This window comes from Flavobacterium fluviatile (assembly GCF_010645065.1).
GTDB lineage: Bacteria > Bacteroidota > Bacteroidia > Flavobacteriales > Flavobacteriaceae > Flavobacterium > Flavobacterium fluviatile.
The window spans coordinates 1-25852 of sequence record NZ_JAADZW010000029.1; the positions used below are offsets into that span (position 1 = coordinate 1).

Annotated in this window: 23 protein-coding genes; 19 read left to right on the plus strand and 4 right to left on the minus strand. The window is 33.1% G+C overall.

Annotation, left to right across the window (positions count from 1 at the left end; genetic code table 11):
* Positions 1-85: 85 nt before the first annotated feature.
* Positions 86-838 carry a triose-phosphate isomerase gene (gene tpiA, locus GXM17_RS19205; RefSeq protein ID WP_163401162.1) on the minus strand — a complete coding sequence of 251 codons (753 nt, stop codon included), beginning with the start codon at positions 836-838 and terminating at the stop codon, positions 86-88.
* 63 nt (positions 839-901) lie between these two features.
* Complete coding sequence (locus GXM17_RS19210) at positions 902-1405, minus strand: TlpA family protein disulfide reductase (RefSeq protein ID WP_163401163.1); 504 nt, start codon at positions 1403-1405, stop codon at positions 902-904.
* Between the two features lie 347 nt (positions 1406-1752).
* On the opposite strand from GXM17_RS19210, the gene GXM17_RS19215 reads away from it, so the two are divergent.
* The 4 genes from GXM17_RS19215 to GXM17_RS19230 all read left to right on the plus strand — a co-directional run bounded on the left by GXM17_RS19215 (position 1753) and on the right by GXM17_RS19230 (position 5713).
* A complete protein-coding gene (locus GXM17_RS19215; RefSeq protein WP_163401164.1) occupies positions 1753-3171 on the plus strand; it encodes an amidohydrolase family protein in 1419 nt (472 codons plus the stop codon).
* Positions 3172-3185: 14 nt separating this feature from the next.
* Positions 3186-3659 (plus strand): 23S rRNA (pseudouridine(1915)-N(3))-methyltransferase RlmH, encoded by a 474-nt coding sequence (rlmH, locus tag GXM17_RS19220; protein ID WP_163401165.1) that lies wholly within the window; start codon positions 3186-3188, stop codon positions 3657-3659.
* A gap of 83 nt (positions 3660-3742) precedes the next feature.
* Positions 3743-5059, plus strand: a complete 1317-nt coding sequence (locus GXM17_RS19225; RefSeq protein WP_163401166.1) for an MFS transporter — start codon at positions 3743-3745, stop codon at positions 5057-5059.
* 81 nt (positions 5060-5140) lie between these two features.
* Positions 5141-5713 carry a pentapeptide repeat-containing protein gene (locus tag GXM17_RS19230; protein WP_208796466.1) on the plus strand — a complete coding sequence of 191 codons (573 nt, stop codon included), beginning with the start codon at positions 5141-5143 and terminating at the stop codon, positions 5711-5713.
* Here GXM17_RS19230 and GXM17_RS19235 read toward each other — a convergent pair whose 3' ends face one another.
* Together GXM17_RS19235 and guaC are read right to left on the minus strand one after the other, a co-directional pair.
* Positions 5714-6211, minus strand: coding sequence for a GNAT family N-acetyltransferase (locus GXM17_RS19235; RefSeq protein ID WP_163401167.1), 498 nt, complete (start codon positions 6209-6211; stop codon positions 5714-5716). It lies immediately after the preceding gene.
* Positions 6212-6214: 3 nt separating this feature from the next.
* Positions 6215-7255, minus strand: coding sequence for a GMP reductase (gene guaC, locus GXM17_RS19240; protein ID WP_163401168.1), 1041 nt, complete (start codon positions 7253-7255; stop codon positions 6215-6217).
* A gap of 237 nt (positions 7256-7492) precedes the next feature.
* On the opposite strand from guaC, the gene GXM17_RS19245 reads away from it, so the two are divergent.
* From GXM17_RS19245 to GXM17_RS19315, 15 genes are all read left to right on the plus strand, one after another.
* Positions 7493-8722: an HD domain-containing protein gene (locus tag GXM17_RS19245; protein WP_163401169.1), complete on the plus strand. Its 1230-nt coding sequence runs from the start codon at positions 7493-7495 to the stop codon at positions 8720-8722.
* Positions 8723-8851: 129 nt separating this feature from the next.
* Positions 8852-9895 (plus strand): UDP-3-O-(3-hydroxymyristoyl)glucosamine N-acyltransferase, encoded by a 1044-nt coding sequence (gene lpxD / locus GXM17_RS19250; protein ID WP_163401170.1) that lies wholly within the window; start codon positions 8852-8854, stop codon positions 9893-9895.
* Positions 9888-11276 carry a bifunctional UDP-3-O-[3-hydroxymyristoyl] N-acetylglucosamine deacetylase/3-hydroxyacyl-ACP dehydratase gene (locus GXM17_RS19255; protein ID WP_163401171.1) on the plus strand — a complete coding sequence of 463 codons (1389 nt, stop codon included), beginning with the start codon at positions 9888-9890 and terminating at the stop codon, positions 11274-11276. The genes lpxD and GXM17_RS19255 overlap by 8 nt, the downstream gene beginning before the upstream one ends.
* A gap of 67 nt (positions 11277-11343) precedes the next feature.
* Complete coding sequence (gene lpxA, locus GXM17_RS19260; RefSeq protein WP_163401172.1) at positions 11344-12129, plus strand: acyl-ACP--UDP-N-acetylglucosamine O-acyltransferase; 786 nt, start codon at positions 11344-11346, stop codon at positions 12127-12129.
* Positions 12130-12207: 78 nt separating this feature from the next.
* A complete protein-coding gene (gene efp / locus GXM17_RS19265; RefSeq protein ID WP_163401173.1) occupies positions 12208-12774 on the plus strand; it encodes an elongation factor P in 567 nt (188 codons plus the stop codon).
* Positions 12775-12892: 118 nt separating this feature from the next.
* Complete coding sequence (locus tag GXM17_RS19270; RefSeq protein ID WP_163401174.1) at positions 12893-13822, plus strand: UDP-3-O-(3-hydroxymyristoyl)glucosamine N-acyltransferase; 930 nt, start codon at positions 12893-12895, stop codon at positions 13820-13822.
* A 2-nt stretch (positions 13823-13824) separates the two neighbouring features.
* Entirely contained in the window at positions 13825-14187 is a 363-nt protein-coding gene (locus GXM17_RS19275) for a nuclear transport factor 2 family protein (RefSeq protein WP_163401175.1), read from the plus strand.
* 86 nt (positions 14188-14273) lie between these two features.
* The gene (gene sucD, locus GXM17_RS19280) at positions 14274-15146 is read left to right on the plus strand and encodes a succinate--CoA ligase subunit alpha (protein WP_163401176.1); all 873 of its coding nucleotides are present in this window, start codon (positions 14274-14276) and stop codon (positions 15144-15146) included.
* 140 nt (positions 15147-15286) lie between these two features.
* Positions 15287-15712, plus strand: coding sequence for a hypothetical protein (locus GXM17_RS19285; protein WP_163401177.1), 426 nt, complete (start codon positions 15287-15289; stop codon positions 15710-15712).
* Between the two features lie 329 nt (positions 15713-16041).
* Positions 16042-16650 (plus strand): RNA polymerase sigma factor, encoded by a 609-nt coding sequence (locus GXM17_RS19290; RefSeq protein WP_163401178.1) that lies wholly within the window; start codon positions 16042-16044, stop codon positions 16648-16650.
* Between the two features lie 92 nt (positions 16651-16742).
* Positions 16743-17852 (plus strand): FecR family protein, encoded by a 1110-nt coding sequence (locus GXM17_RS19295; protein ID WP_163401179.1) that lies wholly within the window; start codon positions 16743-16745, stop codon positions 17850-17852.
* Between the two features lie 192 nt (positions 17853-18044).
* On the plus strand, positions 18045-21773 hold the full coding sequence (locus GXM17_RS19300) for a SusC/RagA family TonB-linked outer membrane protein (protein ID WP_163401180.1): 3729 nt from the start codon (positions 18045-18047) through the stop codon (positions 21771-21773).
* A gap of 10 nt (positions 21774-21783) precedes the next feature.
* Positions 21784-23259 (plus strand): RagB/SusD family nutrient uptake outer membrane protein, encoded by a 1476-nt coding sequence (locus tag GXM17_RS19305; protein ID WP_163401181.1) that lies wholly within the window; start codon positions 21784-21786, stop codon positions 23257-23259.
* Between the two features lie 26 nt (positions 23260-23285).
* The gene (locus tag GXM17_RS19310) at positions 23286-24143 is read left to right on the plus strand and encodes a zinc-binding metallopeptidase (RefSeq protein WP_163401182.1); all 858 of its coding nucleotides are present in this window, start codon (positions 23286-23288) and stop codon (positions 24141-24143) included.
* 34 nt (positions 24144-24177) lie between these two features.
* Positions 24178-25524, plus strand: a complete 1347-nt coding sequence (locus tag GXM17_RS19315; RefSeq protein ID WP_163401183.1) for a DUF4302 domain-containing protein — start codon at positions 24178-24180, stop codon at positions 25522-25524.
* Positions 25525-25852 lie beyond the last annotated feature (328 nt).

Consider the following 25852-nt stretch of genomic DNA (forward strand, 5'->3'; position numbering starts at 1 on the left):
TTATATTTGAAAAAAGGCTCCGATTATAAAAACAGGAGCCTAAACTTTTCAACTTACACACTTTTTGGGATAGTGTCAATAAAAATTAAATTGCATTTACAATAGCTAGAAAATCATCTGCTTTTAAAGCTGCTCCTCCAATTAAACCGCCATCTACATCAGGTTTAGAGAAGATTTCTTTTGCATTTTCCGGTTTAACTGAACCACCGTATAATATAGAAACTTCATCAGCAATATCATTTCCAAAAGCTTTACGAATTGTTTCTCTGATAAACTCGTGCATTTCCTGTGCCTGCTCAGGAGAAGCTGTTTCGCCTGTACCAATAGCCCAAACTGGCTCATAGGCCAAAACTACATTTGACCATGATTCTTTTGAAATGTGAAATAATCCATCACGCAATTGATTTTCAACAATATTGAAATGATTGTCTGATTGACGATCTTTTAATTCTTCTCCAAAACAAAAAATAACAGTCATTTCATGCTTTAAAGCTGCGTCAACTTTATTAGCGATCAGAGCATCCGTTTCATTAAAAATAGCTCTGCGCTCTGAGTGACCTAAAATTACTGTGTTTACCCCAACGCTTTTTAGCATATCAGCAGAAATTTCTCCGGTAAAAGCGCCACCTTCTGCCTGATGAATGTTTTGAGCTGAAACTTCAATAGGAGTATTTTTTAATTTGCTAACTGCAGCTGCTAAATTCACAAACGTTGGTGCTACTATAACCTGAGCATTTGTTTTTGCTGGTATTTTTGTAATTAATTCGTTTAATAATTCTTCGGTTTGGCCGGCATTTTTATGCATTTTCCAATTTCCCGCAACAATTTGTTTTCTCATTTTGGATAGTTATTAATTTTTTATTTTTTTATAAATTTTAAAGATTGTTTATCTTGAAATTATCTATTTCAGATTTTTTAATGTTTCATTGATTTTATCAAAATCGGTTTCTATGGCACGGTATATTACAATTTTTCCGGTTTTGTCAATAATGATGTATCTTGGAATCCAGTCTAAATCTATTGCTTTTCCAAAAGCACCTTTCATTCCTTCATTCATCATATAATGATCCCCTTTTAATTGATGCTTTTCAATTCCGCTTTTCCATTTATCAGCTGTTTTATCAGCCGAAATAAATAAATAGGATACATCAGGGTTGTTGGTTTGAAGTTCTTTTACTTTAGGCATCGCTTTTACGCAATCCCCACACCAGGAAGCCCAAACTTCAATTACTAAATTCTTTCCTTTGTAATTTTTTATAATATCTTCGAATGCAGTCTGACTGCCGTCAACAGAAAATAATTTTTCACTTAAAGCTTCTTCAGAAAAACTTTGCTTTTCCGTTTTTTGAGCATTTGTACATGAAAATGTAGCGAAGGCTAAAAGTAATATAACTAATTGTTTCATTTTTATATGTTTTGAACAAAGTTAAACAAACAAATTGAAACATAAATACTGAATATAAAAATTCACGATACACTCAATTTTACAAGCGAAAAGAGGAAAATTGCTTATTAATAAAAAAATGAAATCGTAATAGTTATATATTAAATTTTATTTTTTTGATAATTCTCTAAAACAATCGGATAACCAAGAATTAATTATTTTGATCTTTTATCCAAAAAAAAAGGATACAAATGCTAAAAAATCTTTGAAATTTAAAATATTGGATTTGAAAGAATTCATTATGAAAAATAATTGTATCACAGATTTTTCAAAATTAGCTATATTTGCTTGTAATTTAAACTTAGAGTATGACGAGGATAATTACACTTTTCTGTTTCTTGCTAGCCCAATTTAATTTTTCTCAACCAGCTGCAAATTATTTAGAAAAAATCAGAAACAATGAGGCTGCCTTAACTGCATTTTTTCAGCAAATGCCAAAAGGGGGCGATTTACACCACCATTTTTCAGGATCTATTTATGCTGAACCTCTTTTAAACAGGGCTATAGCAGAAGATTTTTATCTGAATTTAGAAACCATGGAAGTTTCTAAAACAAAACCGACAAAAGGAAATTCGGAAACTTTTTCATCACTTAAAAATCAGGGCAAACTTCCTTTTTATAAGCAGCAGGTTATGCAAACCTGGTCTGCCAAAGACTTTAATGGTGTGTCTGTACCTTCTGATGATTTGTTTTTTGATTCTTTTCAAAAGTTTTCTCCTGCAATTGAAGGACATTTTGCAGAGGGCTTAACAGAACTAAAAAACCGTGCACTTTCTGAAAATGTAAGTTATATTGAAACGCAATTGGCTACGATTCCATGTGATATGAAGGTAGATGATTTAAATGATTTTAACCTGAAACTTCGTAAGGCTGCCAGTCAAAAAGATGAAAAGGCTGTCTTAAAACTCCTTGATGATTTATATAAAATCATTCACCAAAGAGATGCTAAAAAGTATGCTGAAGATTTCAATACTAATTTTATTGCGAAATTGCATAAAGACTTAAAAATAGATGACGAGCGTTTTACAATGCGTTATCAAAATTTTGTACTGCGTTTCATGGAACCTGTTGATCTGTTTAAGAATTTGGTTATTGATTTTATATCTGCAAATGAAAGTAAACTCGTTGCCGGAGTAAATATTGTCTCTCCTGAAGATGGCGAAACCTCAATGAAAGATTATTGGCTTCATATGGTTATGTTTAAATATTGTCATTCACGTTTTCCAGATGTAAAATATACCCTACATGCCGGTGAATTAACTTTAGGTCTGGTACAACCGGAAGACTTGACCTGGCATATTAATTCAGCGATTTATATTGCTGGTGCTAATAGAATTGGTCATGGGGTTGATATTGCTTTTGAAGCAAATTCGTATGATTTACTCCGATATATGTCAACAAATAATATCCCGATTGAGATTAATTTAGCCAGTAACGAATTTATTTTGAAAGTTAAAGAAGGCAGGCATCCTTTTACACTTTATAAAGAGTTTAATGTGCCAATTGTAATTAGTACTGATGATGCGGGAATTCTAAGAACTAATATGACAGAACAATTCGTGCTACTGGCAAAAAGATATCCTGATGTTTCATACCAAACAATAAAGCAGTATGTTTATAACAGTATTAAATACAGTTTTATACAGGATGTATCTGTAAAAAATGAATTACTGAAAGATTTAGATATGCGATTTAAAATCTTTGAAAATAAATTTTCTAAAAATTAAAATATTTTGGAGAAATGAATATCAAACTTATCGCCATTGGCAAAACCGATAATAAATCATTGCAAAATTTAATTGACGATTATACAAAAAGATTGTCGTTTTATATAAAATTTGATTTAGAAATCATTCCAGATATTAAAAACGTAAAAAACTTATCTGAAAGCCAGCAAAAAGAGAAAGAAGGAGAGTTGATTTTATCTAAATTAACGCCAACAGATCAACTCATTTTATTGGATGAAAATGGGAAAAATTTCTCTAGTGTTGGTTTTTCTGAAGAGTTGCAGAAAAAGATGAATTCCGGAATTAAAACGCTGGTTTTTGTAATTGGCGGTCCGTATGGTTTCTCAGAGGCAGTTTATAATAAGGCAAAAGGCAAGGTTTCGCTTTCGCAGATGACTTTTTCACATCAGATGGTACGTCTATTTTTTATAGAACAATTGTATCGTGGATTTACTATTTTAAGAAACGAACCCTATCATCATCAATAAAACAAATCATTGATTATTTATTAATCTATATTCGGTGATGTTTATAGAAAAAAATAAATAAATTAGCCCTCAAAACCATAACCATGACGAACTTACCTAAAGGGAGTAAAAAATTATTGAACGCCTGGGCTTTTTACGATTGGGCAAATTCAGTTTATACCTTAACCATTGCATCAGCAGTTTTTCCTATTTTTTACGAAGCATTATTTTCAGATAGAGGACATTATATAGAAGTCTTCGGGTTAGAGCTGAAAAATTCGGCTTTAATTAGTTTTATTACAGCTTTAGCATTTTTATTTGTAGCCTTTTTTTCTCCGTTACTTTCCGGAATTGCAGATTATGTTGGGAATAAAAAATCGTTCATGAAATTTTTCTGTTATGTTGGAGCATTGTCTTGTACGGGATTGTATTGGTTTGAACTCGAAAATATTTACGTTGGTCTCTTATTTTACTTTTTAGGATTGATAGGGTATTGGGGAAGTTTGGTTTTTTATAATTCTTATTTGCCGGATATTGCATTTCCGGAACAGCAGGATAAAATTAGTGCTAAGGGATATTCATTGGGGTATATTGGAAGTGTAATTTTACTAATCATTAATTTAGGAATGATTATGAAGCCTGAAATTTTCGGAATTACAGGAAAAACATCTGGTGAAGCTGCTATGAAAGCCATGCGATATTCTTTTGTTATGGTTGGTGTGTGGTGGATTTTATTTAGCCAGTACACTTATTATTATTTGCCAAAAGGAAATAAAGAAACTAATCGAAAACTTTCCGGACAATTTGTCTTTAATGGTTTCAAAGAATTGAAAAAGGTTTGGGCAATATTGAAAGATAATATTCCTCTGAAAAGGTATTTAGGTGGGTTTTTTGTATCAAGCATGGCGGTCCAGACTGTAATGCTTGTAGCTACTTATTTTGGAGCACAGGAAATTCAGTGGGCATCTAAAGAAGAAAGTACAACAGGTTTGATAATTTGTATTTTATTGATACAATTAGTAGCGGTTTTAGGAGCTGTTTTAACTTCAATAGCTTCTGATAAATTTGGTAATATCCCGACCTTGATTGCAATTAATGTTGTTTGGGTAGGCTTTTGTGTTTTTGCTTATTTTATTACATTACCTGTTCATTTTTATGTAATGGCAACAATGGTAGGATTTGTAATGGGAGGAATTCAGTCATTATCAAGATCTACTTATTCAAAATTATTACCTGAAACCGAAGATACGGCTTCTTTTTTTAGCTTTTATGATGTAGCTGAAAAAATCGGAATCGTGATAGGAATGGCACTTTACGGAATTATTGATCAGATTACGGGAAGTCCTCGTTTGGCCATAGTGTTTCTGGGAATCTTTTTTGTAATTGCCGTTTTTCTTTTAAGAAGAGTACATAAAAAATAAAAGTACAACATATTCATGATCCAAACGCAATTATCATACTTTTGATTTTTGCGTTTTTATTTTAAATCGAAATTAATTTTAATGAAAAGTCAATATTTTTTAGATAAAGTGTATTCCGATATCAATTATGATAGAGACGGCGCTAATTTTAAAGAATTTGAATCTTGTGTATTTAATAATTGTAATTTTTCGGCCTGTACGTTTTTAGCAGTTACTTTTATTGACTGCGTTTTCAACGATTGTGTTTTTAATGAAGCAAAAATCAATTATGTGGCTTTTAGGACAGTAACTTTTAATCGGTGTGAAATAAAAGATGTGAATTTTGCTATGTGTGATAAATTGATTTTCGAAATTCATTTTAACGAGTGCGTTTTAGATTTTTCGAAATTTTATACCCTAAAAATAAAAGGGACTACATTTACAAACTGCAGTTTAATTGCTGTTGATTTTATGGCTGCCGATCTTACAAATGTACTTTTTGATAATTGTGATTTGTATCGGTCGGAATTTGACAAAGCAATTGCCAACAAAGCCGATTTCAAAACGAGTTACAATTATACCATTGATCCATCTAAAACGAAACTTAAAAAAGCTGTTTTTGCTTTGAATGAAGTAAAAGGTTTATTGTTTAAGCATGATATAGTTGTGAGATGATCACAATTTTTTCTCCATCACATAATCTTCCATCAGATAGCCATTACCAATTTCAATATTAACATCTTCTTTAATCTCAAAACCAATATTTTTATAAAAACCTAATGCCGTATTGAATCGGTTCACATTTAAGGATAAGCTGGTTGAATGATTTTCTAAAGCCAGTTTTTGAATCTCTTCGATTACTTTTTTACCAATACCTTTTCCTTGTGTTTCCGGCAAAAGATAAATTTTATGAATTTTAGTTATAGCCTGACTTTGGTAATTGTGTTCAATCCCAATAAAGCCTAAAATTGTTTCATCTTCTGAAATCAAATAGAATAATTGTTCTTTTTTCTCCATCTGACCGGTTAAGGCCTCGTCAGAATAAATTAAATCCAGCATATAATCTAATTGATCTTTCGTTAAAATTTGACCATACGTAATTGGCCAGGTTGTATGTGCAATTTTTTGAATTTTAGTAATATCCTCAATTGAGGCTTCAGTAATTTTAATCATAATTTATTTTGTAAAAACCTGATTTTCCTGTTCGCTTACGCGGATAAAAGTGGTTCGTTTTGTTAGTTCTTTTAGTCGGGAAGCACCGACATACGTGCAGGTACTGCGTAAACCGCCTAAAATATCCAAAACTGTATTAATGACGTTACCTTTAAACGGAATCTGAACTGTTTTTCCTTCACTGGCTCTATATTCAGCTACTCCGCCGGAATGTTTGTCCATTGCGGTTGCAGAACTCATTCCGTAAAACTGTTTATATTTTTCGCCTTTTATTTCGATTAATTCACCACCGCTTTCTGTATGTCCGGCCAGCATTCCGCCAAGCATTACGAAATCTGAACCTGCCCCAAAAGCTTTGGCAACATCACCCGGAGTTGTACAGCCTCCGTCGCTAATGATATGGCCTCCTAATCCATGAGCAGCATCAGCACATTCAATGATAGCTGACAGCTGCGGATAACCCACACCGGTTTTTACACGGGTTGTACATACGGAACCAGGACCAATTCCGACCTTAACAATATCAGCTCCAGCTAATAATAATTCTTCGGTCATTTCGCCTGTTACTACATTTCCAGCAATAATAACTTTGTCAGGATATTGTTCACGCGTTTGTTTTAAAAACAGGACAAAATGTTCTGAGTATCCATTAGCAACATCAATACAAATAAATTTTAATGATGGATTAGCTTTAATAATTTTAGCAATTTTCATAGCATCTTCTTTTCCTGTTCCGGTGCTAATAGCTATATAATTATAGAAATCAGAAGCTGCATTTTGTAGAAAACTATTCCATTCTTCTAAAGAATAATGTTTATGAATAGCTGTAAAAAGTTTTTCTTTGGCTAAAACAGCAGCCATTTCAAAAGTACCAACAGTATCCATATTTGCTCCCATAATTGGAATTCCTGTCCATGAGGCTGTACTGTGCAAAAATTTAAAATTTCTTTCTAAAGACACTTCAGCCCTGCTTTTTAAAGTAGATCTTTTGGGCCTGATCATTACATCTTTAAAGCCTAATTTAAGATCGGTTTCTATTCTCATGATTTTCCAAATTTTTGTTACTTTCAAATATATTAATTTTGAAAATGACAGGCTTTATAACAGTACCAAAACTAATACTTAGTTATTAACATCTAAAAAAAAAAGCGGCTCAGAAATTTGACTGATGTTTTGTTTTTCTCTTAGTAAAAATGAATCTCTTTTTGTTTTTAAAATAAAAACTGAAAACGGTTTATGCTTAATTACCTATATTTGTTGACCAAAAAAAATAGCAGAATAGTGAATCATATCAACAAGTTAAAAATATTCAATGATCCGATTTATGGCTTTATTTCTATTCCGAATGAGCTTATTTATGATTTAATTCAGCATCCTTATTTTCAGCGTTTGCGGCGCATTTCTCAAATGGGATTGTCATATTTGGTTTACCCTGGGGCTAACCATACACGTTTTCATCATGCTTTAGGCTGTATGCATCTGATGCAAAAAGCAGTCGAGACACTTCGTTTTAAGGGAGTTGCTATTTCAAGTGATGAGGAATGTGCCTTATTAATCGCTATTTTGCTGCATGATATTGGTCATGGTCCTTTTTCGCATGCGATGGAAAAGAGTATAGTAGAAGATGTCAATCATGAAGCTATTTCATTGCTGTTTATGAATCAGCTAAATAATGAATTTGATGGGAAGCTGAGTCTGGCAATTCAGGTTTTTAAAGGGGAATACCACAGAAAATTCATGCTGCAATTGATTTCGAGCCAGCTGGATATGGACAGAATGGATTATTTAAAACGGGATAGTTTTTACACCGGAGTTGCAGAAGGAAATGTAAATTCTGAGCGACTCATCCAGATGATGAATGTGGAAAACGATGTTTTAGTTATAGAAGAGAAAGGAATTTATTCAGTAGAAAAATTTTTACTTTCAAGAAGGCTGATGTACTGGCAGGCTTATTTGCATAAAACAAGTCTCGTGGCCGAATTAATTTTGATGAAAGTACTTAAACGCGCAAAAGAATTAACATTAAAGGGTATTAAACTACCTTGTAGTGAACCTCTTTCGTATTTTATGCACAATAAAATTTCACTTGAAAACTTTGATGCCGAAAAATTGGACTTATTTTCTCAATTGGACGATTTCGATATTATAAGCGCGCTTAAAGCATGGCAAAAACATCCTGATTTTATTTTGTCAACTTTGAGTAAAATGATTATTAACAGGGATTTGCTAAAGATTAAAATGACTGCCGAAAAAATTCCGATGGAAGAATATCAGGCAATGAAAGAGGAATTTGCAGAGGAGCATAATATTTCCCAGCTTGAAGCAGGTTACTTTATTTTTAGGGGAAAAATTAAAAATCAGGCCTACAGTAAAGAGGCTGAACCTATACGGATTTTGAAAAAAGATAAAACAATTGAAGATGTTGTTGAGGCATCTGACCAGTTGAATTTGAAATCTTTATCTAAGTTGGTGACAAAATATTACATCTGTTTTCCAAAACAACTTATTTAAAATTAATATTTAAAACCTATTTTTTATATTTTTGTCGGAATGAAACGAACCAGTACATATTTTTTGAATAAAGCAGAACGTTTTCTAGTGAGTTCCATCTTATTCCTATAAAAAATATAATCTAATAAGATGAAATTTACAGCAGAACAAATAGCAGGAATTTTAGAAGGAGAAGTTGTTGGTGATCCCAATGCAGAAGTTTCCAGGCTTTCTAAAATAGAGGAAGGTGAAGAAGGTTCTCTTACTTTCCTGGCAAACCCAAAATATATCAACTACATTTATTCTACAAAAGCCTCTATTACAATTGTTAATGATTCTTTTGTTCCGGAATATGAAATTACTACCACCTTGATAAAAGTTGAAGATGCTTATGCCTCTTTTTCAAAATTATTACATTTTTATAATCAGGTAAAACTCAATAAGAACGGAGTAGAACCACATTCTTTTATGTCTGAAGGAACTAAACATGGAGAAAATCTGTATTTAGGAAGCTTTAGTTATGTAGGCCAAAATGTAATATTAGGAAATAACGTAAAAATTTATCCAAACAGTTTTATTGGTGATAATGTTGTTATTGGTGATAATGTATATATTTTTGCCGGCGCTAAAATTTATTCAGAAACTGTAATTGGAAATAACTGTACAATTCATTCAGGCACCATTATCGGTGCAGATGGTTTTGGTTTCGTGCCAAATGAAGAAGGAGTGTATAGTAAAGTACCTCAGATTGGTAACGTTATTATTGAAGACAACGTAGATATTGGTGCTAATACTACAATAGACAGGGCTACGCTTGGCTCTACGATTATTAGACAAGGGGTGAAATTAGACAATCAAATTCAGATCGCTCACAATGTTGAAATCGGTAAAAATACTGTAATTGCAGCTCAGACAGGGGTTGCTGGTTCTACTAAAATTGGTGAAAACTGTATGATTGGCGGGCAGGTTGGCATTGCAGGTCACTTAATAATAGGTAATAATGTAAGACTTCAGGCACAATCTGGAGTTGCTAGGAATATTAAAGATGATGAAGTTTTACAAGGAACGCCGTCACTTGGATACACAGATTTTAATAAGTCGTATGTCCACTTTAAAAATCTGCCTAAAATTGTGGCTGAAGTTGAAGAATTAAAGAAACAAATAATAAACCCAAAAAATGGAAATAATGGTTAAACAGAAGACCATCAAGAATGAAATTTCACTAACAGGAGTTGGATTGCATACTGGAAAAGAAGTTACAATGACTTTTAAACCTGCTCCGATTAATAATGGTTTCACTTTTGTTAGGATTGATTTGCAAGGTCAGCCGATAATTGAGGCAGATGCCAATTATGTTGTTAACACACAAAGAGGTACCAATTTAGAAAAATTAGGTGTAAAAATTCAAACTCCTGAACATGTTTTAGCTGCTTTAGTAGGGTGTGATCTGGATAATGTTATTATAGAATTAAACGCTTCAGAACTGCCTATTATGGATGGTTCTTCAAAATATTTTGTTGAGGCTATTGAAAAAGCAGGAATCGAAGAGCAGGATGCAAAACGCAATGTTTATGTAGTAAAAGAGGTAATCTCATTTACTGATGAAGCGACAGGTAGTGAGATTTTAGTCATGCCAAGTGATGATTATCAGGTTACTGCAATGGTAGATTTTGGTACTAAAGTTTTAGGTACTCAAAATGCTACTTTAAAAAGTATTGCTGACTTTAAAGATGAAATTTCAAATTCAAGAACCTTTAGCTTTTTACATGAATTGGAGTCTTTATTGGAAAATGGACTGATAAAAGGCGGTGATTTAAATAATGCTATTGTTTATGTTGATAAAGAAATTTCCGATTCGACGATGGAGAGTCTAAAAAAGGCTTTTGGAAAAGATGAGATTTCTGTTAAGCCAAATGGTGTTCTTGATAATTTGACTTTGCATTACCCAAACGAAGCTGCAAGACATAAACTTCTGGATGTTATTGGTGATTTGTCTTTAATTGGAGTAAGAATTCAGGGTAAAATTATAGCGAACAAACCTGGTCATTATGTGAATACCCAATTTGCTAAAAAATTAGCAAAAATCATTAAGATTGAGCAGAGAAATCAAATTCCTGTTTATGACCTGAATCAGGAGCCATTGATGGATATTCATAAAATTATGGCAGTTTTACCTCACAGACCTCCATTTTTGTTGATTGACAGAATTATTGAAATGTCATCAAGTCATGTAGTTGGATTGAAAAATGTAACAATGAACGAAAATTTCTTTGTTGGACATTTTCCTGATGCTCCTGTAATGCCAGGTGTATTAATCGTTGAAGCAATGGCGCAAACTGGTGGAATTTTAGTTCTGAGTACCGTTCCTGATCCTGAAAATTATTTGACTTATTTCATGAAAATAGATAATGTTAAATTCAAACATAAAGTTTTGCCTGGAGATACCTTGATATTTAAATGTGATTTGATTTCTCCTATAAGAAGAGGAATTTGTCACATGCAGGCCAATGCTTATGCTAACGGAAAATTAGTTGCTGAAGCAGAATTAATGGCGCAAATTGCAAAAAAACAGTAATTAATCTAAAATTATTGTTTAGGTTTGTTGCCCAATTAGACTATTTATTAAAATATAAAATATACAGATGAATCAACCATTAGCATATGTTCATCCTGGCGCTAAAATCGCTAAAAATGTAGTAATTGAGCCTTTTACAACAATTCATAATAATGTTGTTATTGGTGATGGTACCTGGATAGGTTCAAATGTAACTATCATGGAAGGCGCACGTATCGGTAAAAATTGCAATATTTTTCCGGGTGCGGTTATTTCAGCAGTTCCTCAGGATTTAAAATTTGGAGGAGAAGATTCTTTGGCTATCATTGGAGATAATTGTACGATAAGAGAATGTGTTACTATTAATAGAGGAACAATAGCTTCAGGCCAGACAGTTATTGGAAATAATTGTTTAATAATGGCAACTGCACATATTGCTCATGATTGTCATGTCGGTAATAATGCAATCATTGTTAACGGTGTACTTTTAGGAGGTCACGTTACTATCGGTAATTATGCGATTATTGGAGGATTGTCCGCTGTTCACCAGTTTATTAGTGTTGGAGATCACGCTATGATTTCAGGAGGATCATTATTAAGAAAAGATGTTCCGCCATATACAAAAGCTGCAAAAGAACCACTATCATATGTTGGTATCAATTCAGTTGGACTTAGAAGAAGGGGGTTTACAACAGAAAAAATCAGGGAAATACAGGATATCTATAGAATTTTATACCAAAAAAATTATAATACAACTCAGGCTCTGAGTATTATCGAAGCAGAAATGGAAGCAACTCCTGAGAGAGATGAAATTTTAGATTTCATCAGAAATTCATCAAGAGGTGTAATGAAAGGATATTCAGGAAATTATTAAATAAAATTTATTCATTATTGGTTATCGTTCATCGAATCAGGATAGAATAAAGACAAACATTAAATAAAAACAAATAAAATGGCATCTACAGCAGATATTAGAAACGGATTGTGTATTAAATTTAATCACGATATCTATAAAATTATTGAATTTCTACACGTGAAACCTGGGAAAGGCCCGGCGTTCGTAAGAACAAAATTAAAAAGTTTAACCTCAGGAAAAGTTTTGGATAATACATTTTCAGCAGGTCATAAAATTGATGTTATTCGGGTTGAAACACATACTTTCCAGTTTTTATATCCTGAAGGTGACGAGTTTCATTTTATGAATGCAGAAACATTTGAGCAGATTTCTTTAAACAAAAATATTTTGGATGCTCCGGATTTGTTAAAAGAAGGGACAAATGTAATGGTTCAAATCAATACAGAAACAGATTTACCATTATCTGTTGATATGCCTGCATCTGTAATCCTTGAAGTGACTTATGCTGAGCCGGGAGTAAAAGGAAATACAGCAACAAATGCTACAAAATCAGCTACGGTTGAAACAGGTGCTTCAGTAAACGTTCCGCTATTCATTAACGAAGGAGATAAAATTAAAATTGACACAGCTTCAGGCTCTTACATGGAGCGTGTAAAAGAATAGTATTTTTTTTAAGATCTTTGACAATGAGTCAATTAGATATTTGTGAACCGACATATTTTTGTATATTCACATTCTAATTGACTCATTTTCTAATTGACAAATTTTCTAATTATAATATATGAAATTTCAAAAGAGTCATTCTTTAGAAGAAATTGCAAATTTGCTTAATTGCGAATTTACAGGAGACAAAGATTTTCAGGTTTTAGGGATGAATGAGATTCATGTTGTAGAACCGGGAGATATTGTTTTTGTTGACCATCCAAAATATTATGATAAAGCTTTGCAATCTGCAGCAACAATTGTTTTAATCAATAAAAAAGTAGATTGTCCTGAGGGGAAAGCTCTTTTAATTTCTGATGACCCTTTCAGAGATTTCAATATTTTAACAAAGCACTTTAAGCCTTTTCAATCTGCGAATGTTCCTATTGCCCCATCTGCAAAAATTGGTGAAGGAACCGTTATTCAGCCAAATTCTTTTGTTGGAAACCACGTTACAATTGGCAAAAACTGCCTTATCCATTCAAATGTTTCAATTTATGATCATACTGTAATTGGAGATAATGTGATTATCCATGCCGGAACTATTTTAGGAGCTGATGCGTTTTATTATAAAAAGCGTCCTGAAGGTTTTGATCAGTTGGTTTCGGGCGGAAGAGTAGTGATTGAAGACAATGTTGGAATTGGTGCGCTTTGTACAATAGATAAAGGAGTAACTGGAGATACAAAAATTGGAGAAGGTACAAAACTAGATAATCAGGTTCATGTTGGACATGATACTGTAATTGGGAAGAAATGTTTAATCGCTTCTCAAACTGGTATTGCAGGCTGCGTAATTATTGAAGATGAAGTAACGCTTTGGGGACAGGTTGGAACCACCAGTGGAATTACAATTGGCGCAAAAGCAGTTGTTTTGGGCCAAACTGGTGTCACTAAATCAGTAGAAGGCGGAAAAACATATTTTGGTACTCCAATAGAAGAATCAAGAGAAAAGTTGAAACAGTTAGCCAATATCAAAAAAATTCCTGAAATTTTAAGTAAACTGAAATAACTATGTCTATTAAAGAATTTGTACAAAAATTTTATAAATCGGATGCTCTGATTGATAGTGAAATTTTTAAAACCTATCTGCATCCGGATGTTACTATAGAGTGGAATAGCAGCAGAGGGTTAATCCATATGGATTACGATTCAATAATAAACATGGCTAATGAATTAAATCGTGCTTATGTTCGTTCAAAAGTCAGAATTAGTCATATAATCGCCGAAGATGACTTAGTTTCAGTACGTTATTCCCATTATGTTAAAACGATTGAAAATCCACGCGAAGAGATGTTATTGGCCCATTTTTTTACGATTTGGCAGATAAAAGACGGCAAATTGTATCGTGGTTATCAAATGAGTCAATTTTCGTGATATTTTTTGCCCGTAAAAAAGGTGAAAATAAGTTACAAAACCTTACTTTTGCATCACAATTTTAAAAACTACATAAAATATATATCATGAGTGTATTAGTTAATAAAGATTCCAAAATAATTGTTCAGGGATTTACAGGAAGCGAAGGAACTTTCCACGCTTCTCAAATGATTGAGTACGGTACTAATGTTGTAGGTGGTGTTACTCCGGGTAAAGGAGGTACAAGCCATTTAGACCGTCCGGTTTTTAACACAGTAAAAGATGCTGTTGATCAGGCCGGAGCCGATACTTCTATCATTTTTGTACCACCAGCTTTTGCTGCTGACGCAATTATGGAAGCTGCTGATGCCGGAATTAAAGTAATTATTGCTATTACAGAAGGAATTCCTGTAGCAGACATGATCAAGGCTAATAATTATGTTAAAGAAAGAAATTCAAGATTAATCGGACCTAACTGTCCTGGTATCATTACTCCCGGAGAGGCTAAAGTTGGGATCATGCCAGGTTTCGTTTTCAAAAAAGGAACAGTTGGTATCGTTTCTAAATCTGGAACTTTAACTTATGAAGCTGCAGATCAGGTTGTAAAACAAGGTTTAGGAATTACAACAGCAATCGGTATCGGTGGAGATCCAATTATTGGAACTACAACTAAAGAAGCTGTAGAATTATTAATGAACGATCCAGAGACTGAAGCAATCATTATGATTGGTGAAATCGGAGGTCAGTTAGAAGCTGATGCTGCTAAATGGGTAAAAGCAGATGGGAACCGTAAACCAGTCATTGGATTTATCGCCGGAGAAACTGCTCCTGCTGGCAGAACAATGGGACATGCAGGTGCTATTGTTGGTGGTTCTGATGATACCGCTGCTGCTAAAAAGCAAATTATGAGAGACAACGGAATACATGTTGTTGATTCACCAGCTGAAATTGGTAAAAAAGTAAAAGAAGTGTTGGGATAACTTCCAATATTTTGAAATAATAAATTCCAAAAGTCTCAATATTTTTGTTGAGACTTTTTTACATTTTTAGAATGTACGGAATAAAAATTAAAAACTTAGCTGCCCTGATTATCAATATTTAGTAGCTTAAAAATAAAAGTATGTACAAAGAATTAAAAAAGTTTAAAGTAAGCCGCAGTTTTGCTTTTACAGTTGAAGATAGTTTAGAGCAAGTTTGTAATGCTCCTGAAGGTGCAGGAGTTTTTATTGTGTATGCTGTCGAAGGTGATGCAAGAGAATTAATTATGGTAGGTTCTACCGGAACGGTTCAGAATGATGGTACTTTAAAAAATAAAAATGGTGGTCTATACGATAAAATCGTAAACGGTCATCAATTTGCAAAAACAGGAAGAAAGTACTCCTGGCCAGCGCAAATGAAATTAGAAAATATATCAGAACTTGAAGTGGTTTGGTATGAAACTTATAATGCAGCGATAAAAGCGATTCCAACAACTGTTGAAGGTCTGGTTTTGCAGAATTTTTTAGACGAAAATGGAAAATTACCCAGATGGAATGTTGCTTTTTAAAGTGATTAATAAATTCACAAAAAAACCTTGCTAAATAATAGTAAGGTTTTTTTTTGCCTAATTAGAATGAGAAAATCTTAAAAAGTTTAAATAAACTTTACTTTTCTGTAAAAAAATTGGTTTTAAATTTTAGGCTTCCTATATTTATAAAACAAAAATTAATTATAATGTTAAATTACTGTTATTTTTTGTAATTATTTACTTTCATTCTTATTTACAATTAGATTTTAGCACTAATAAATTACTTTATAAAGAATTTATTTAATTATAAATGTTGATTTTTAAAAGTACGTTAGGATGATATTTCAAATATAAAATCCTAAATATTTATGAAGACTCAAATTTTGACAATAAAAACCTACGATGATCATAAACTTTGGAGAAAACTTAAAGCAGGCGATGAAAAGTCATTTTCTTTACTGTTTGAAAAGTATTATGGCGATTTAATAAATTATGGAAATTCATTTTCTCCTTTTGCAGAAAAAGTTCAGGATTGTGTTCAGGATGTATTTGCAGACATTTGGCTATATCGTGAATCCTTGCAGGAACCGAATGTTGTAAAAGCTTATCTGCTTTCAAGTGTTCGAAAAAGAATTGCACGACTATATGAACGTGACCATATTTTTAGAAAAATAACCACCACAGATTCAATTGAATTTCTTTTTGATTTTTCGATTGAATATGAACTTATAGATGATGAAACTACCGCAGAACGTGTTTTGTATCTCAATAAATTATTGAATGATTTACCTTCCCGACAAAAAGAGGCACTTTTTTTAAGATATAACCAGGGATTGTCAATAGAACAAGTTGCAGAAATGTTAGATGTAAATTATCAATCAGCAAATAATCTTTTATATCGTGGTTTACTTAAGCTTCGTAAAGAATGGAAGGGGAGTTTTTCGATACTGGTATTGCTTTCTTCAGGTGTGCTTTAAAATTATCTTAAAAAAAATAAAAAAAAATCATAAATAGGTGAGTATATAAAAAGAAAACTGTCCTCTATGTTTTTATAAACCTTATTTCATAGATGCAAAAACGTAATCATTATACCGAACTTGAAGATTTTTTAGCCGATAAGTCATTTCAATTGTGGGTTTTGTCCAAAATTGATGAACAAGGCTGGGAAGAATGGACTTTAGAAAAGCAACAACGCGCAAAATTGGTTGAAGATGCAAGACTTTTATTGTTAGCAATGAAAGTGCCTGCCCATAAAATTTCCTCTTCAGAAATTACTGCTGCATTACAATCAACCTGGCTTAAAATTGAAGTAAAAGAAAATGGCAGTAAAACAATTAAACATAACTCAGTCAAATATTTAAAGCAGTACTGGGCTGGAATTGCCGCTTCCTTATTTTTTGGTTTAATATCACTTTGGTTTTATAATAATCAATTTAATATCAATCATACTGATGTCACCTATAAAGAACTTATAGAAGAAAATAGCGAGGGACTTGTTGAACAGACAAACAATTCGAACAAACCTCAAATAATTACCTTGTCAGATGGCAGTTCTGTTTTATTACAGCCAGACAGTAAATTAAGTTATCCTAAAATCTTTGCCGGAAACGAGAGAAAGGTTTATTTATGCGGAGAAGGTTTTTTTGAAATTAGTAAAAATCCCAAAAAACCTTTCATTGTTTACGCTAACGAAATCATTACAAAAGTAGTTGGTACGAGTTTTCGGGTAAGAGCTTATTCAGACCACCCAAATGTTGAAGTGCTTGTTCGAACCGGTAAAGTAAAAGTAAGCTCAAATGAATTGACAGGAAACTCAAAACAAGAGATTGTTTTATTGCCAAATGAAGCTTTGCGTTTTTTAAGAAAAGATTTAAGTTTCAATATAATAACTAATATAACAGAAGATAAGACATTAGTTAGTAACGTTGGTAATATTGAACAATTAAGTTTTGAATTCACGGATATTCCTGTTGTGCAGATTTTTAAAACAATAGAACAAGCTTATCTGGTTGAAATTGATTTCCCTAAAGATAAATTAAAAGATTGTCATTTAACTACTTCATTAAGCGATCAGCCATTGTCAGAAAAACTCAAAATTATTTGTAAAAGTATTGGAAATGATACCAGTTTTGAAATGAACGGAAATCAAATTGTAATAACATCACAGGGGTGTAATTAAGTTTTTGACAATGAAAATCTATAATAATAAATAAAAAAATCAATTTGTTGCCTATGTAAAAAACACCACAAAAAAAAGTGCCGATATGCTGTAACATATTCGACACTAAAAAGTATAAATCACTCTCTGTAAAGAGTCATTTATTAGTTTCTAAATACACTCGAATAGTATAATTAAAACCAAACCAAAATTATGAAAAAACCAGTTGTGAAACAACGATTACTCCATCGAATCATGAAAATAACGCTATTTCAGTTCGTCTTAGCACTTGTATTTTCAAGTGTTACCATGGCAAACAGTGTGAGTGGACAAAGAAAATTAGATACGAAAGTTACTATTGCAGTTGAAAATTTAAGTTTAGACAATGCGTTGAACAAACTTGAAAAATCAGCTCGTGTAAAATTTTCATATAACTCAAGATTGCCTCAGCTAAATCAAAAAGTTAGCATTGAGGCAAATCAGGAAACTTTGGAAAGTATCCTCAACAGAATTTTGAAGCCATTCAATATTACATATGCAGAAATAAGCAATCAGATTATTTTGCAGAAAAACACCAAATTAGATGGTTTTAGCAATGATAAATCTCATAATCCCTTATTTGAAATTTTATCTGCAGGGCCAATCATTAAAGGAAAAGTTACTGATGTCAGCGGGAGTCCGTTACCTGGAGCCACTGTACTTGCAAAAGGAACTAAAGTAGCTGTTTTAACTGATTTTGATGGAAACTTTTCGATCGAAATGCCGGCTAATAGTACTCAATTAGTAATTTCTTATGTTGGAATGGAAACCAAAGAAATTGGAATTGAAAATACCAATCCAACAATTATCTTGAATGAATCAGGTCAAAACCTGAAAGAAGTTATAATAACAACAGGTTACGAAAAAACATCAAAAAGAACTTTTACCGGAGCGGTTAGTAAAATATCCGGCGCAGAGCTAAAAGTTGATGGTGTCGTAGATATTAGCAGAATGATAGAGGGGAAAGCTGCAGGGGTAACTGTTCAGAATATTACGGGTACTTTTGGAACAGCTCCAAAAATCACAGTGCGTGGATCTTCCTCTATTTTTGGAGATACCAAACCATTATGGGTTATTGACGGTGTAGTACAGGAGGATATTATCAATATATCCTTTGCAGATTTAGCTTCAGGAAATTCAGAAACGTTGTTAAGCTCTTCTGTTGCGGGATTAAATGCTAATGACATTCAGAGCATTGAAATTTTAAAAGATGCATCTGCAACTTCTATTTACGGATCCAGATCTTTAAACGGAGTTGTAGTTGTTACCACCAAACAAGGACGAAGAGATTCACCTTTAAAAGTTTCTTACTCAGTAGAAAATTCAGTTAGAACGGTACCGAGCTATACGCAATATGATATTCTAAACTCTCAGGAGTCAATGAGTATTTTGAAAGAAATGGAACAAAAAGGATTTCTGGACATTCCAACAACATTGCAAGGAAGATCTGGTGGAGTTTATAATATTTTAAGTAAGGCTATTAATACTTATGTGCCAGAAACCGATAGTTATTTGGTAAATAATGATCCTTTAAGCCGTAACAATTTCTTAAGAAAATATGAATTGGCTAATACAGATTGGTTTAAGATTTTGTTTAGACCTTCCCTTACTCAAACGCACTCATTAAGTTTTTCCGGCGGTGGAAAAAACAATACTTTTTATGCTTCGTTAGGGTATTATACCGATCCGGGATGGACTATTGCTGATGACGTAAAACAATTGTCTTCAAATATTAAAGGAACCTTTTTTATTAATGACAAACTAAGTGTCACTATGTCAACAATGGCTTCTGTGCGTAAGCAAGGAGCTCCGGGAAGCTACGAAAGTAAAAAAGATGTAGTTTTTGGTAAAGTTACCAGAGACTTCGACATTAACCCATTCAACTACGTTTTAAATACAAGCAGAACACTTAGAGCTTATGATGACAATGGAGATTTAGAGTATAGCAGAAATAACTGGGCTCCTTTTAATATTGTAAACGAACTGCAAAACAATGTTTTAGAAATTGATGTAAAAGACATGCGTTTTCAATTGGATTTAGAATATAAACTCAACAAACATTTAACTTATAATTTAACCGGTTCTGCCCGTTATGCAAACACATCAAGAGAACACAAAATTTATGAAGGTTCAAATGTTGTTGAAGCCTATAAAGCCGGAACTGAATATGGGGTGGAAGGTGTAAATACCACGGTTCGAAATGATAACGTATTTTTATATACAGACCCGGATGATTTAACTGCTCAGCCTATTTCGGTATTGCCAAATGGAGGGTTTTTGAGAAAATTTACTAATGAATTGACTTCTTATAATATTAGAAACAGTGTTAATTACAGAAATACTTTTAATGAAAAACACGAAGTTGAAGGCTTTTTTGGTACGGAGTTACGTTCATTAGACAGAAGCAATGATAATTTTACCGCTGCGGGACTTCAGTTTGACAGAGGGCTTACTGCATTTACAGATCCAAGAATTATAGAAAAAATAATCAATGAAGGAAGCTCCTATTACGGATTTAATGAAGAGAGGGAAAGAACTGTTGGTTTCTTCGGAAAAGTAGGATATACTTATGACCGTCGTTATACAGGATCTATTACTGGTCGTTATGACGGATCAAACAGGCAAGGCAACAGTGGTTCAGGAAGATGGCTTCCAACATACACTTTTAGTGGAAAATGGAATGTAACGGAAGAGAAATTCATGCAAAATACAAAAGTCATAAATAATTTGGCATTGAGAGGTTCTTACGGACTTACCGCTACTGCAGGTCCTGCAACAAATTCTTTGGCAATTTACAAGAGTTACATTACAGATCGTTTGGCTATTTCTGACAGAGAAACAGGAATCAATATTGAGGAACTGCAAAACTCTGATTTAACCTGGGAAAAGCAATTTGAAACAAACATTGGAGTTGATTTAGGAATGTTTAATAACAGAGTTCAGTTTGTATCAGATATTTACAGCCGTAAAGCATTTGATTTGGTTGATTATGTTGTGACTTCAGGTGTTGGTGGACAAAGAATCAAACAAGGTAATAATGCTAACATGGAAACAAAAGGTCTTGAGATTGGATTCACCACTCAAAACATTGTAACAAATAATTTTAAATGGTCTTCTACAGTAAACTTCTCTGTATATGATCAGAAGATTACAAAGTTAGAAAATCAGCCTTCTGCATTTGATTTAATTGATGCAAATGGAGGAAATACAGTTGGTCATCCCAGAAATTCATTGTACTCTTACCAGTTTACAGGTTTAAATAATCAGGGTTTACCAACTTTTGTTCAGGCAGAAGGGGAAACAGATAGTGTTACCGGAGCAAATTTCCAAGATACAGAAAATGTTACTGATTATTTAAAATTTGAAGGTTCTATCGAGCCAAATAAATCAATTGGTTTTTCAAATACATTTAGTTACAAAAACTGGTCTTTATATGTGTTTGTTGTAGGATCCGGAGGTAACAAAGTACGTTTGAATCAGGCTTACGATAGTCAATACGATGATTTAACCGTATTTACAAAAGATTTTACAAACCGTTGGATCAATCCTGGTGATGAAGCGTTTACGAATGTTCCGGTTATAGCAGACAAAAGACTGGTTCAAAATTACGGAACACAAGATCAATTATCAATCGCATATAACACTTATAATTATTCAGATGTTAGAATTGCAGATGGTGATTTTGTAAGGCTAAAAAATGTATCCTTAAGTTGGGAGTTTCCAAGTGATTTTAAGAAAAAATTAGGCTTGAGTTCTTTCACACTTAAAGGGTCAACAGTAAATCCATGGTTGATTTATTCAGACAAAAAGTTGAACGGACAGGATCCTGAATTCCGTAATACAGGTGGTGTTGCATTACCTGTAACCACACAATACACTTTTGCAATAAACCTTTCATTTTAATAAATTGATTATGAAAAATATAAAAATAGCTTTATCTCTGCTGGTGCTTTTAGGTATTAGCAGTTGTGATGAATTCCTTTCTGAAATACCAGATAACAGAACCCAAATCGATACCCCTGAAAAAATCAAGGAATTATTGGTAAATGCTTATCCGTCAGCTTCTTATATGGATTTAGCAGAAACCATGTCTGACAACGTTGGAGATGCTGAACTAAGTTCTGTATCTGTCAAAAACCAGCAAAGCTACAATTGGGAAATGCAGACTGAAATAAATATAGATACTCAGGCTAACTATTGGAATGGCTGCTACCGAGCAATTGCACACGCTAACCAGGCCTTACAATCTATTGAAGAATTAGGCAGTCCGGCAAGTTTAAACCCTCAAAAAGGAGAAGCATTAATGGCCAGGGCTTATGCTCATTTTATGTTGGTAACCTTCTGGTCTCAACGTTACAATCCAGCCACGGCGGATACAGATTTAGGAGTTCCATATGTAAAAGTGCCTGAAACAGAATTGCTTAAAAATTATAAAAGAAATACAGTTAAAGAAGTTTTTGATTTTATTGAAAGTGATTTGGAAGAAGGTTTGAAATTAGTAACTAATGATTACAGCGAACCTAAATTTCATTTCAATAAAGAAGCTGCTAAAGCATTTGCAAGCCGCTTTTATTTAGTAAAAGGAGACTGGGACAAAGTTCTTGAAGTTTCTGAAGGACTGGGTTCTAAGCCTGCTGGAAAATTAAAGGATTACGTAACTTTATCTGGTCTGGCTCCGGACATTCAATTTATTGAGTATGGTAAATCATCTTATGCAACTAATTTACTGATTGCTTCTCCAAATTCGCTTATTGGGAGATCTGCAAGTTCCAGTAATTTCTATCTAACATCCGATAAACAAACAGAGCTTTTTAGTTCGGCGACGAATCCATTTAATAAAACCTATTTATTTAAATTTTATTCTTACAATAGCAGCAGGACCTTGTTCACGCCTAAGTTTGAAGAATATTTTAAATATACAAACATTAGTGCAGGAATTGGTGAGGCTTATTGTGGTATTGTTCTTCTGTCAAATGATGAGTTCTATTTAAACAGAATTGAAGCTCTGGTCATGAAAGACAGAATTACAGAAGCTAATACAGAGTTAGAATATTTTATTGGTACAAGAACAACTGGTTATAACGCAGCAACAGATAAGCTTACACAGGCAAAAATTGTAAGTATGTATCCTGTTATTGCTGATGAATTTACTCCTTTTTATTCGATGACAGCTTTGCAGACTTCCTATGTAAAAGCAATCGCTGAGGCAAGAAGAAGAGATTTTGTCCATGAAGGTCTAAGATGGCTTGATGTAAAACGTTTTAATCTGGTTGTTAATCATGAGACATTTGGTTTACCGGTAAATACTCTGGTAAAAGATGATAAACGTAGAGCAATACAAATTCCTCTTGCAGCATCCAATTACGGTGTAGAGAAAAACCCTAGGTAATTTTTTTAATTTTAATTTAAATTATTATGAAAATAGTAAAACAATATAAAGTAATAGCTTTGGTTGCAGGGGTTTTGTCTTTTGCATCCTGCGCTCATGAAGATACACTTGGAAAGAGTCAGTTAGATTATACCCAAGCCGAAAAAACAGAGTTAGACAACTGGATTGACGCTAATTATTTGAATCCTTATAATATCAACGCACAATATAAATGGAACCAGAATACGGTAGATAATAATAGATTTTTATTTCCTCCAATGGTTGATAAAGTCCAACCCGCTTTGGATGTGGTAAAGAAAATTTGGATAGACAGTTATACGACAGTAGGTGGTTACGATTTTGTAAAAAAAGTAGCGCCAAGAGAAATTGTTTTGGTTGGTGGTGTTAATTCTAACACAAATGGAACAAGAACTTTGGGTATTGCTGATTCCGGACAAAGAATTACGCTTTTCGAAGTTGATTATCTGGATAAAAAAAATCGTGCAAATGTTACTGAGTTTGTTCATACTATCCAACATGAATATGTACATATACTCAATCAGAACAAGCCTTTTGACGAAGAAGCCTGGCAAAAAATTACACCAGGAGGTTATACAGGAACATGGCATCTGGAAGTGCTGGCAACATCCAGAAGTTTAGGTTTTATTACCAATTACGCCAGAAATAATGTTATTGAAGATTTTGCAGAGACAGCATCTACAATTTTGTCAAGTACAAAAGCAGAATACGCCGCTATTTTAGCGAGTATGCCTGCAGACGGGAGAGCGAAATTGCAGCAAAAAGAAGCCATAGTAGTGCAATATTACAAAGATGCATTTAATATGGATTTCTATGCATTAAGAGATGCAGCGGAGAAAAATACAAATATGGTTGTGAATAATTAATTTTCGGCAATGTATAATTTAACAGATAAATAGTATGAAACTAAAAAATATATTTAAGTACTTAATGCTTGGCTTTGTAGCATTGTCTTTAGGTTCTTGCAGTAATAATACGGATGCAGAACAGCTCTTCGATCAGACTCCCACTGAGCGACTGAATGCTCAAAAAAAGGAGTTGAACGATTTATTGTTTACATCTGAATATGGATGGAAAGCGGTTTATTTTACAGATGATACGCAATTAGGAGGCTATACACATCTATTTAAATTTTTACCTGGGAATAAAGTTGAAATGGCTTCAGATTTTGACTCAGATACAAAAACATATACCAGCGATTATGATGTAGTTTTAGGAAGTACGGTTAGTTTATTATTTGATACCTATAACAGAATTCATCTTTTGTCAGATTCTAACAGTTACCCGACAACAGCTCTTAGAGGTAAGGGATATTTAGGCGATTTCCAGTTTTTATATTATGGTCAGGAAAATGGTGACATCATTTTCAAAAGCAACAGGTTAGTTAGGGAAGTTCGTTTTGTAAAAGCAACCGCCGAAGATTGGGCAGATTTGTCTAAGAATTTAATTACACAGCAAAATCTTATAGGTTCATCTGCTCGCCCGTTATTTAGGTCATTAGATGTCAATGACGGTTCAAAGGTGATGAAATATGATTTTTCTTTCAACGTTGCTACCCGTTATGTATTGGCACCTTCTATTGATGCCGGTTCTAGTGAAGTGTTAAGTTTTGGAGTTGGATATACACCAACAGGAATTGTGATAAGTCCGGCTATTGAAGTAGCAGGTCAGAAATTAACAACTTTTTTATACAATGATACCGATGGTAGTTTTACTGCTACCGGAACAGGTGGAGTAACGGCTTCTATAAAATATAGCAATTCACCTTTTGTACTCACAGATGACTACAAACTATTGCTAGATGGAAATCCTCAAATGGTGTTTGGGTATATAGCAGCCAATTTATATACAGCTCCTACAACTTCTGCTTATTTTAAAACATTGATTAACAAAGTTAATGCAACTTTACCAGCTAATCAACAAATTACCAGAATACAGCTTTATTTCAATTCTCCTTATGGAACTTATATCGAATATCGTTTTGCGGGAGGAAGACCAAGTATTTACCATACTGTTACTACTAGTGAAAATGCTGCAAATAAAACAATAGTATTAACTAATGATTACTGGGATAATGGCGTTGCTATAATTGCACCTCCAGGTTATTTGGCAGAGATTGATGCGGTGTTTACGAATACTGCCGGTCTATATGTAAAAAAAGAATCTTTTAGAATTACGTATAGTAATACTGTTTACACATTTACAAGTGCTGCAAGTAATTTTAGAATAACAACCTATCAATTATAATAGTTTTTAGTTTTGATTTTAGTTGAAAAGCAGCTCATCATGAGTTGCTTTTTGAATAATTATGAATAATTTTAAATTTTAAAAGCTATGATAAAGAAGTATTTTACATCAACAAGTATTATTTTCTTATGGGGCTTAATTCTCGTAGCGACATCCTTATTATATTCTGAGTACACCAGATATTATTTGTATCTCTCTATAATCGTAATCATTCCGATAATGATTTATAGCCTTATAAAGCAGAGAAAGGAAGATAAGTTAAATGATACAACAGAATTTCAATCATCAATTTATAGAATGTTGTTTCTGGCTATAATACTTGGAGTTT

Coding starts and splice junctions, on each gene's coding strand:
- tpiA (WP_163401162.1), bottom strand. CDS start 838: ATGAGAAAACAAATTGTTGCGGGAAATTGGAAAATGCATAAAAATGCC.
- GXM17_RS19210 (WP_163401163.1), bottom strand. CDS start 1,405: ATGAAACAATTAGTTATATTACTTTTAGCCTTCGCTACATTTTCATGT.
- GXM17_RS19215 (WP_163401164.1), top strand. CDS start 1,753: ATGACGAGGATAATTACACTTTTCTGTTTCTTGCTAGCCCAATTTAAT.
- rlmH (WP_163401165.1), top strand. CDS start 3,186: ATGAATATCAAACTTATCGCCATTGGCAAAACCGATAATAAATCATTG.
- GXM17_RS19225 (WP_163401166.1), top strand. CDS start 3,743: ATGACGAACTTACCTAAAGGGAGTAAAAAATTATTGAACGCCTGGGCT.
- GXM17_RS19230 (WP_208796466.1), top strand. CDS start 5,141: ATGAAAAGTCAATATTTTTTAGATAAAGTGTATTCCGATATCAATTAT.
- GXM17_RS19235 (WP_163401167.1), bottom strand. CDS start 6,211: ATGATTAAAATTACTGAAGCCTCAATTGAGGATATTACTAAAATTCAA.
- guaC (WP_163401168.1), bottom strand. CDS start 7,255: ATGAGAATAGAAACCGATCTTAAATTAGGCTTTAAAGATGTAATGATC.
- lpxD (WP_163401170.1), top strand. CDS start 8,852: ATGAAATTTACAGCAGAACAAATAGCAGGAATTTTAGAAGGAGAAGTT.
- GXM17_RS19255 (WP_163401171.1), top strand. CDS start 9,888: ATGGTTAAACAGAAGACCATCAAGAATGAAATTTCACTAACAGGAGTT.
- lpxA (WP_163401172.1), top strand. CDS start 11,344: ATGAATCAACCATTAGCATATGTTCATCCTGGCGCTAAAATCGCTAAA.
- efp (WP_163401173.1), top strand. CDS start 12,208: ATGGCATCTACAGCAGATATTAGAAACGGATTGTGTATTAAATTTAAT.
- GXM17_RS19270 (WP_163401174.1), top strand. CDS start 12,893: ATGAAATTTCAAAAGAGTCATTCTTTAGAAGAAATTGCAAATTTGCTT.
- GXM17_RS19275 (WP_163401175.1), top strand. CDS start 13,825: ATGTCTATTAAAGAATTTGTACAAAAATTTTATAAATCGGATGCTCTG.
- sucD (WP_163401176.1), top strand. CDS start 14,274: ATGAGTGTATTAGTTAATAAAGATTCCAAAATAATTGTTCAGGGATTT.
- GXM17_RS19285 (WP_163401177.1), top strand. CDS start 15,287: ATGTACAAAGAATTAAAAAAGTTTAAAGTAAGCCGCAGTTTTGCTTTT.
- GXM17_RS19290 (WP_163401178.1), top strand. CDS start 16,042: ATGAAGACTCAAATTTTGACAATAAAAACCTACGATGATCATAAACTT.
- GXM17_RS19295 (WP_163401179.1), top strand. CDS start 16,743: ATGCAAAAACGTAATCATTATACCGAACTTGAAGATTTTTTAGCCGAT.
- GXM17_RS19300 (WP_163401180.1), top strand. CDS start 18,045: ATGAAAAAACCAGTTGTGAAACAACGATTACTCCATCGAATCATGAAA.
- GXM17_RS19305 (WP_163401181.1), top strand. CDS start 21,784: ATGAAAAATATAAAAATAGCTTTATCTCTGCTGGTGCTTTTAGGTATT.
- GXM17_RS19310 (WP_163401182.1), top strand. CDS start 23,286: ATGAAAATAGTAAAACAATATAAAGTAATAGCTTTGGTTGCAGGGGTT.
- GXM17_RS19315 (WP_163401183.1), top strand. CDS start 24,178: ATGAAACTAAAAAATATATTTAAGTACTTAATGCTTGGCTTTGTAGCA.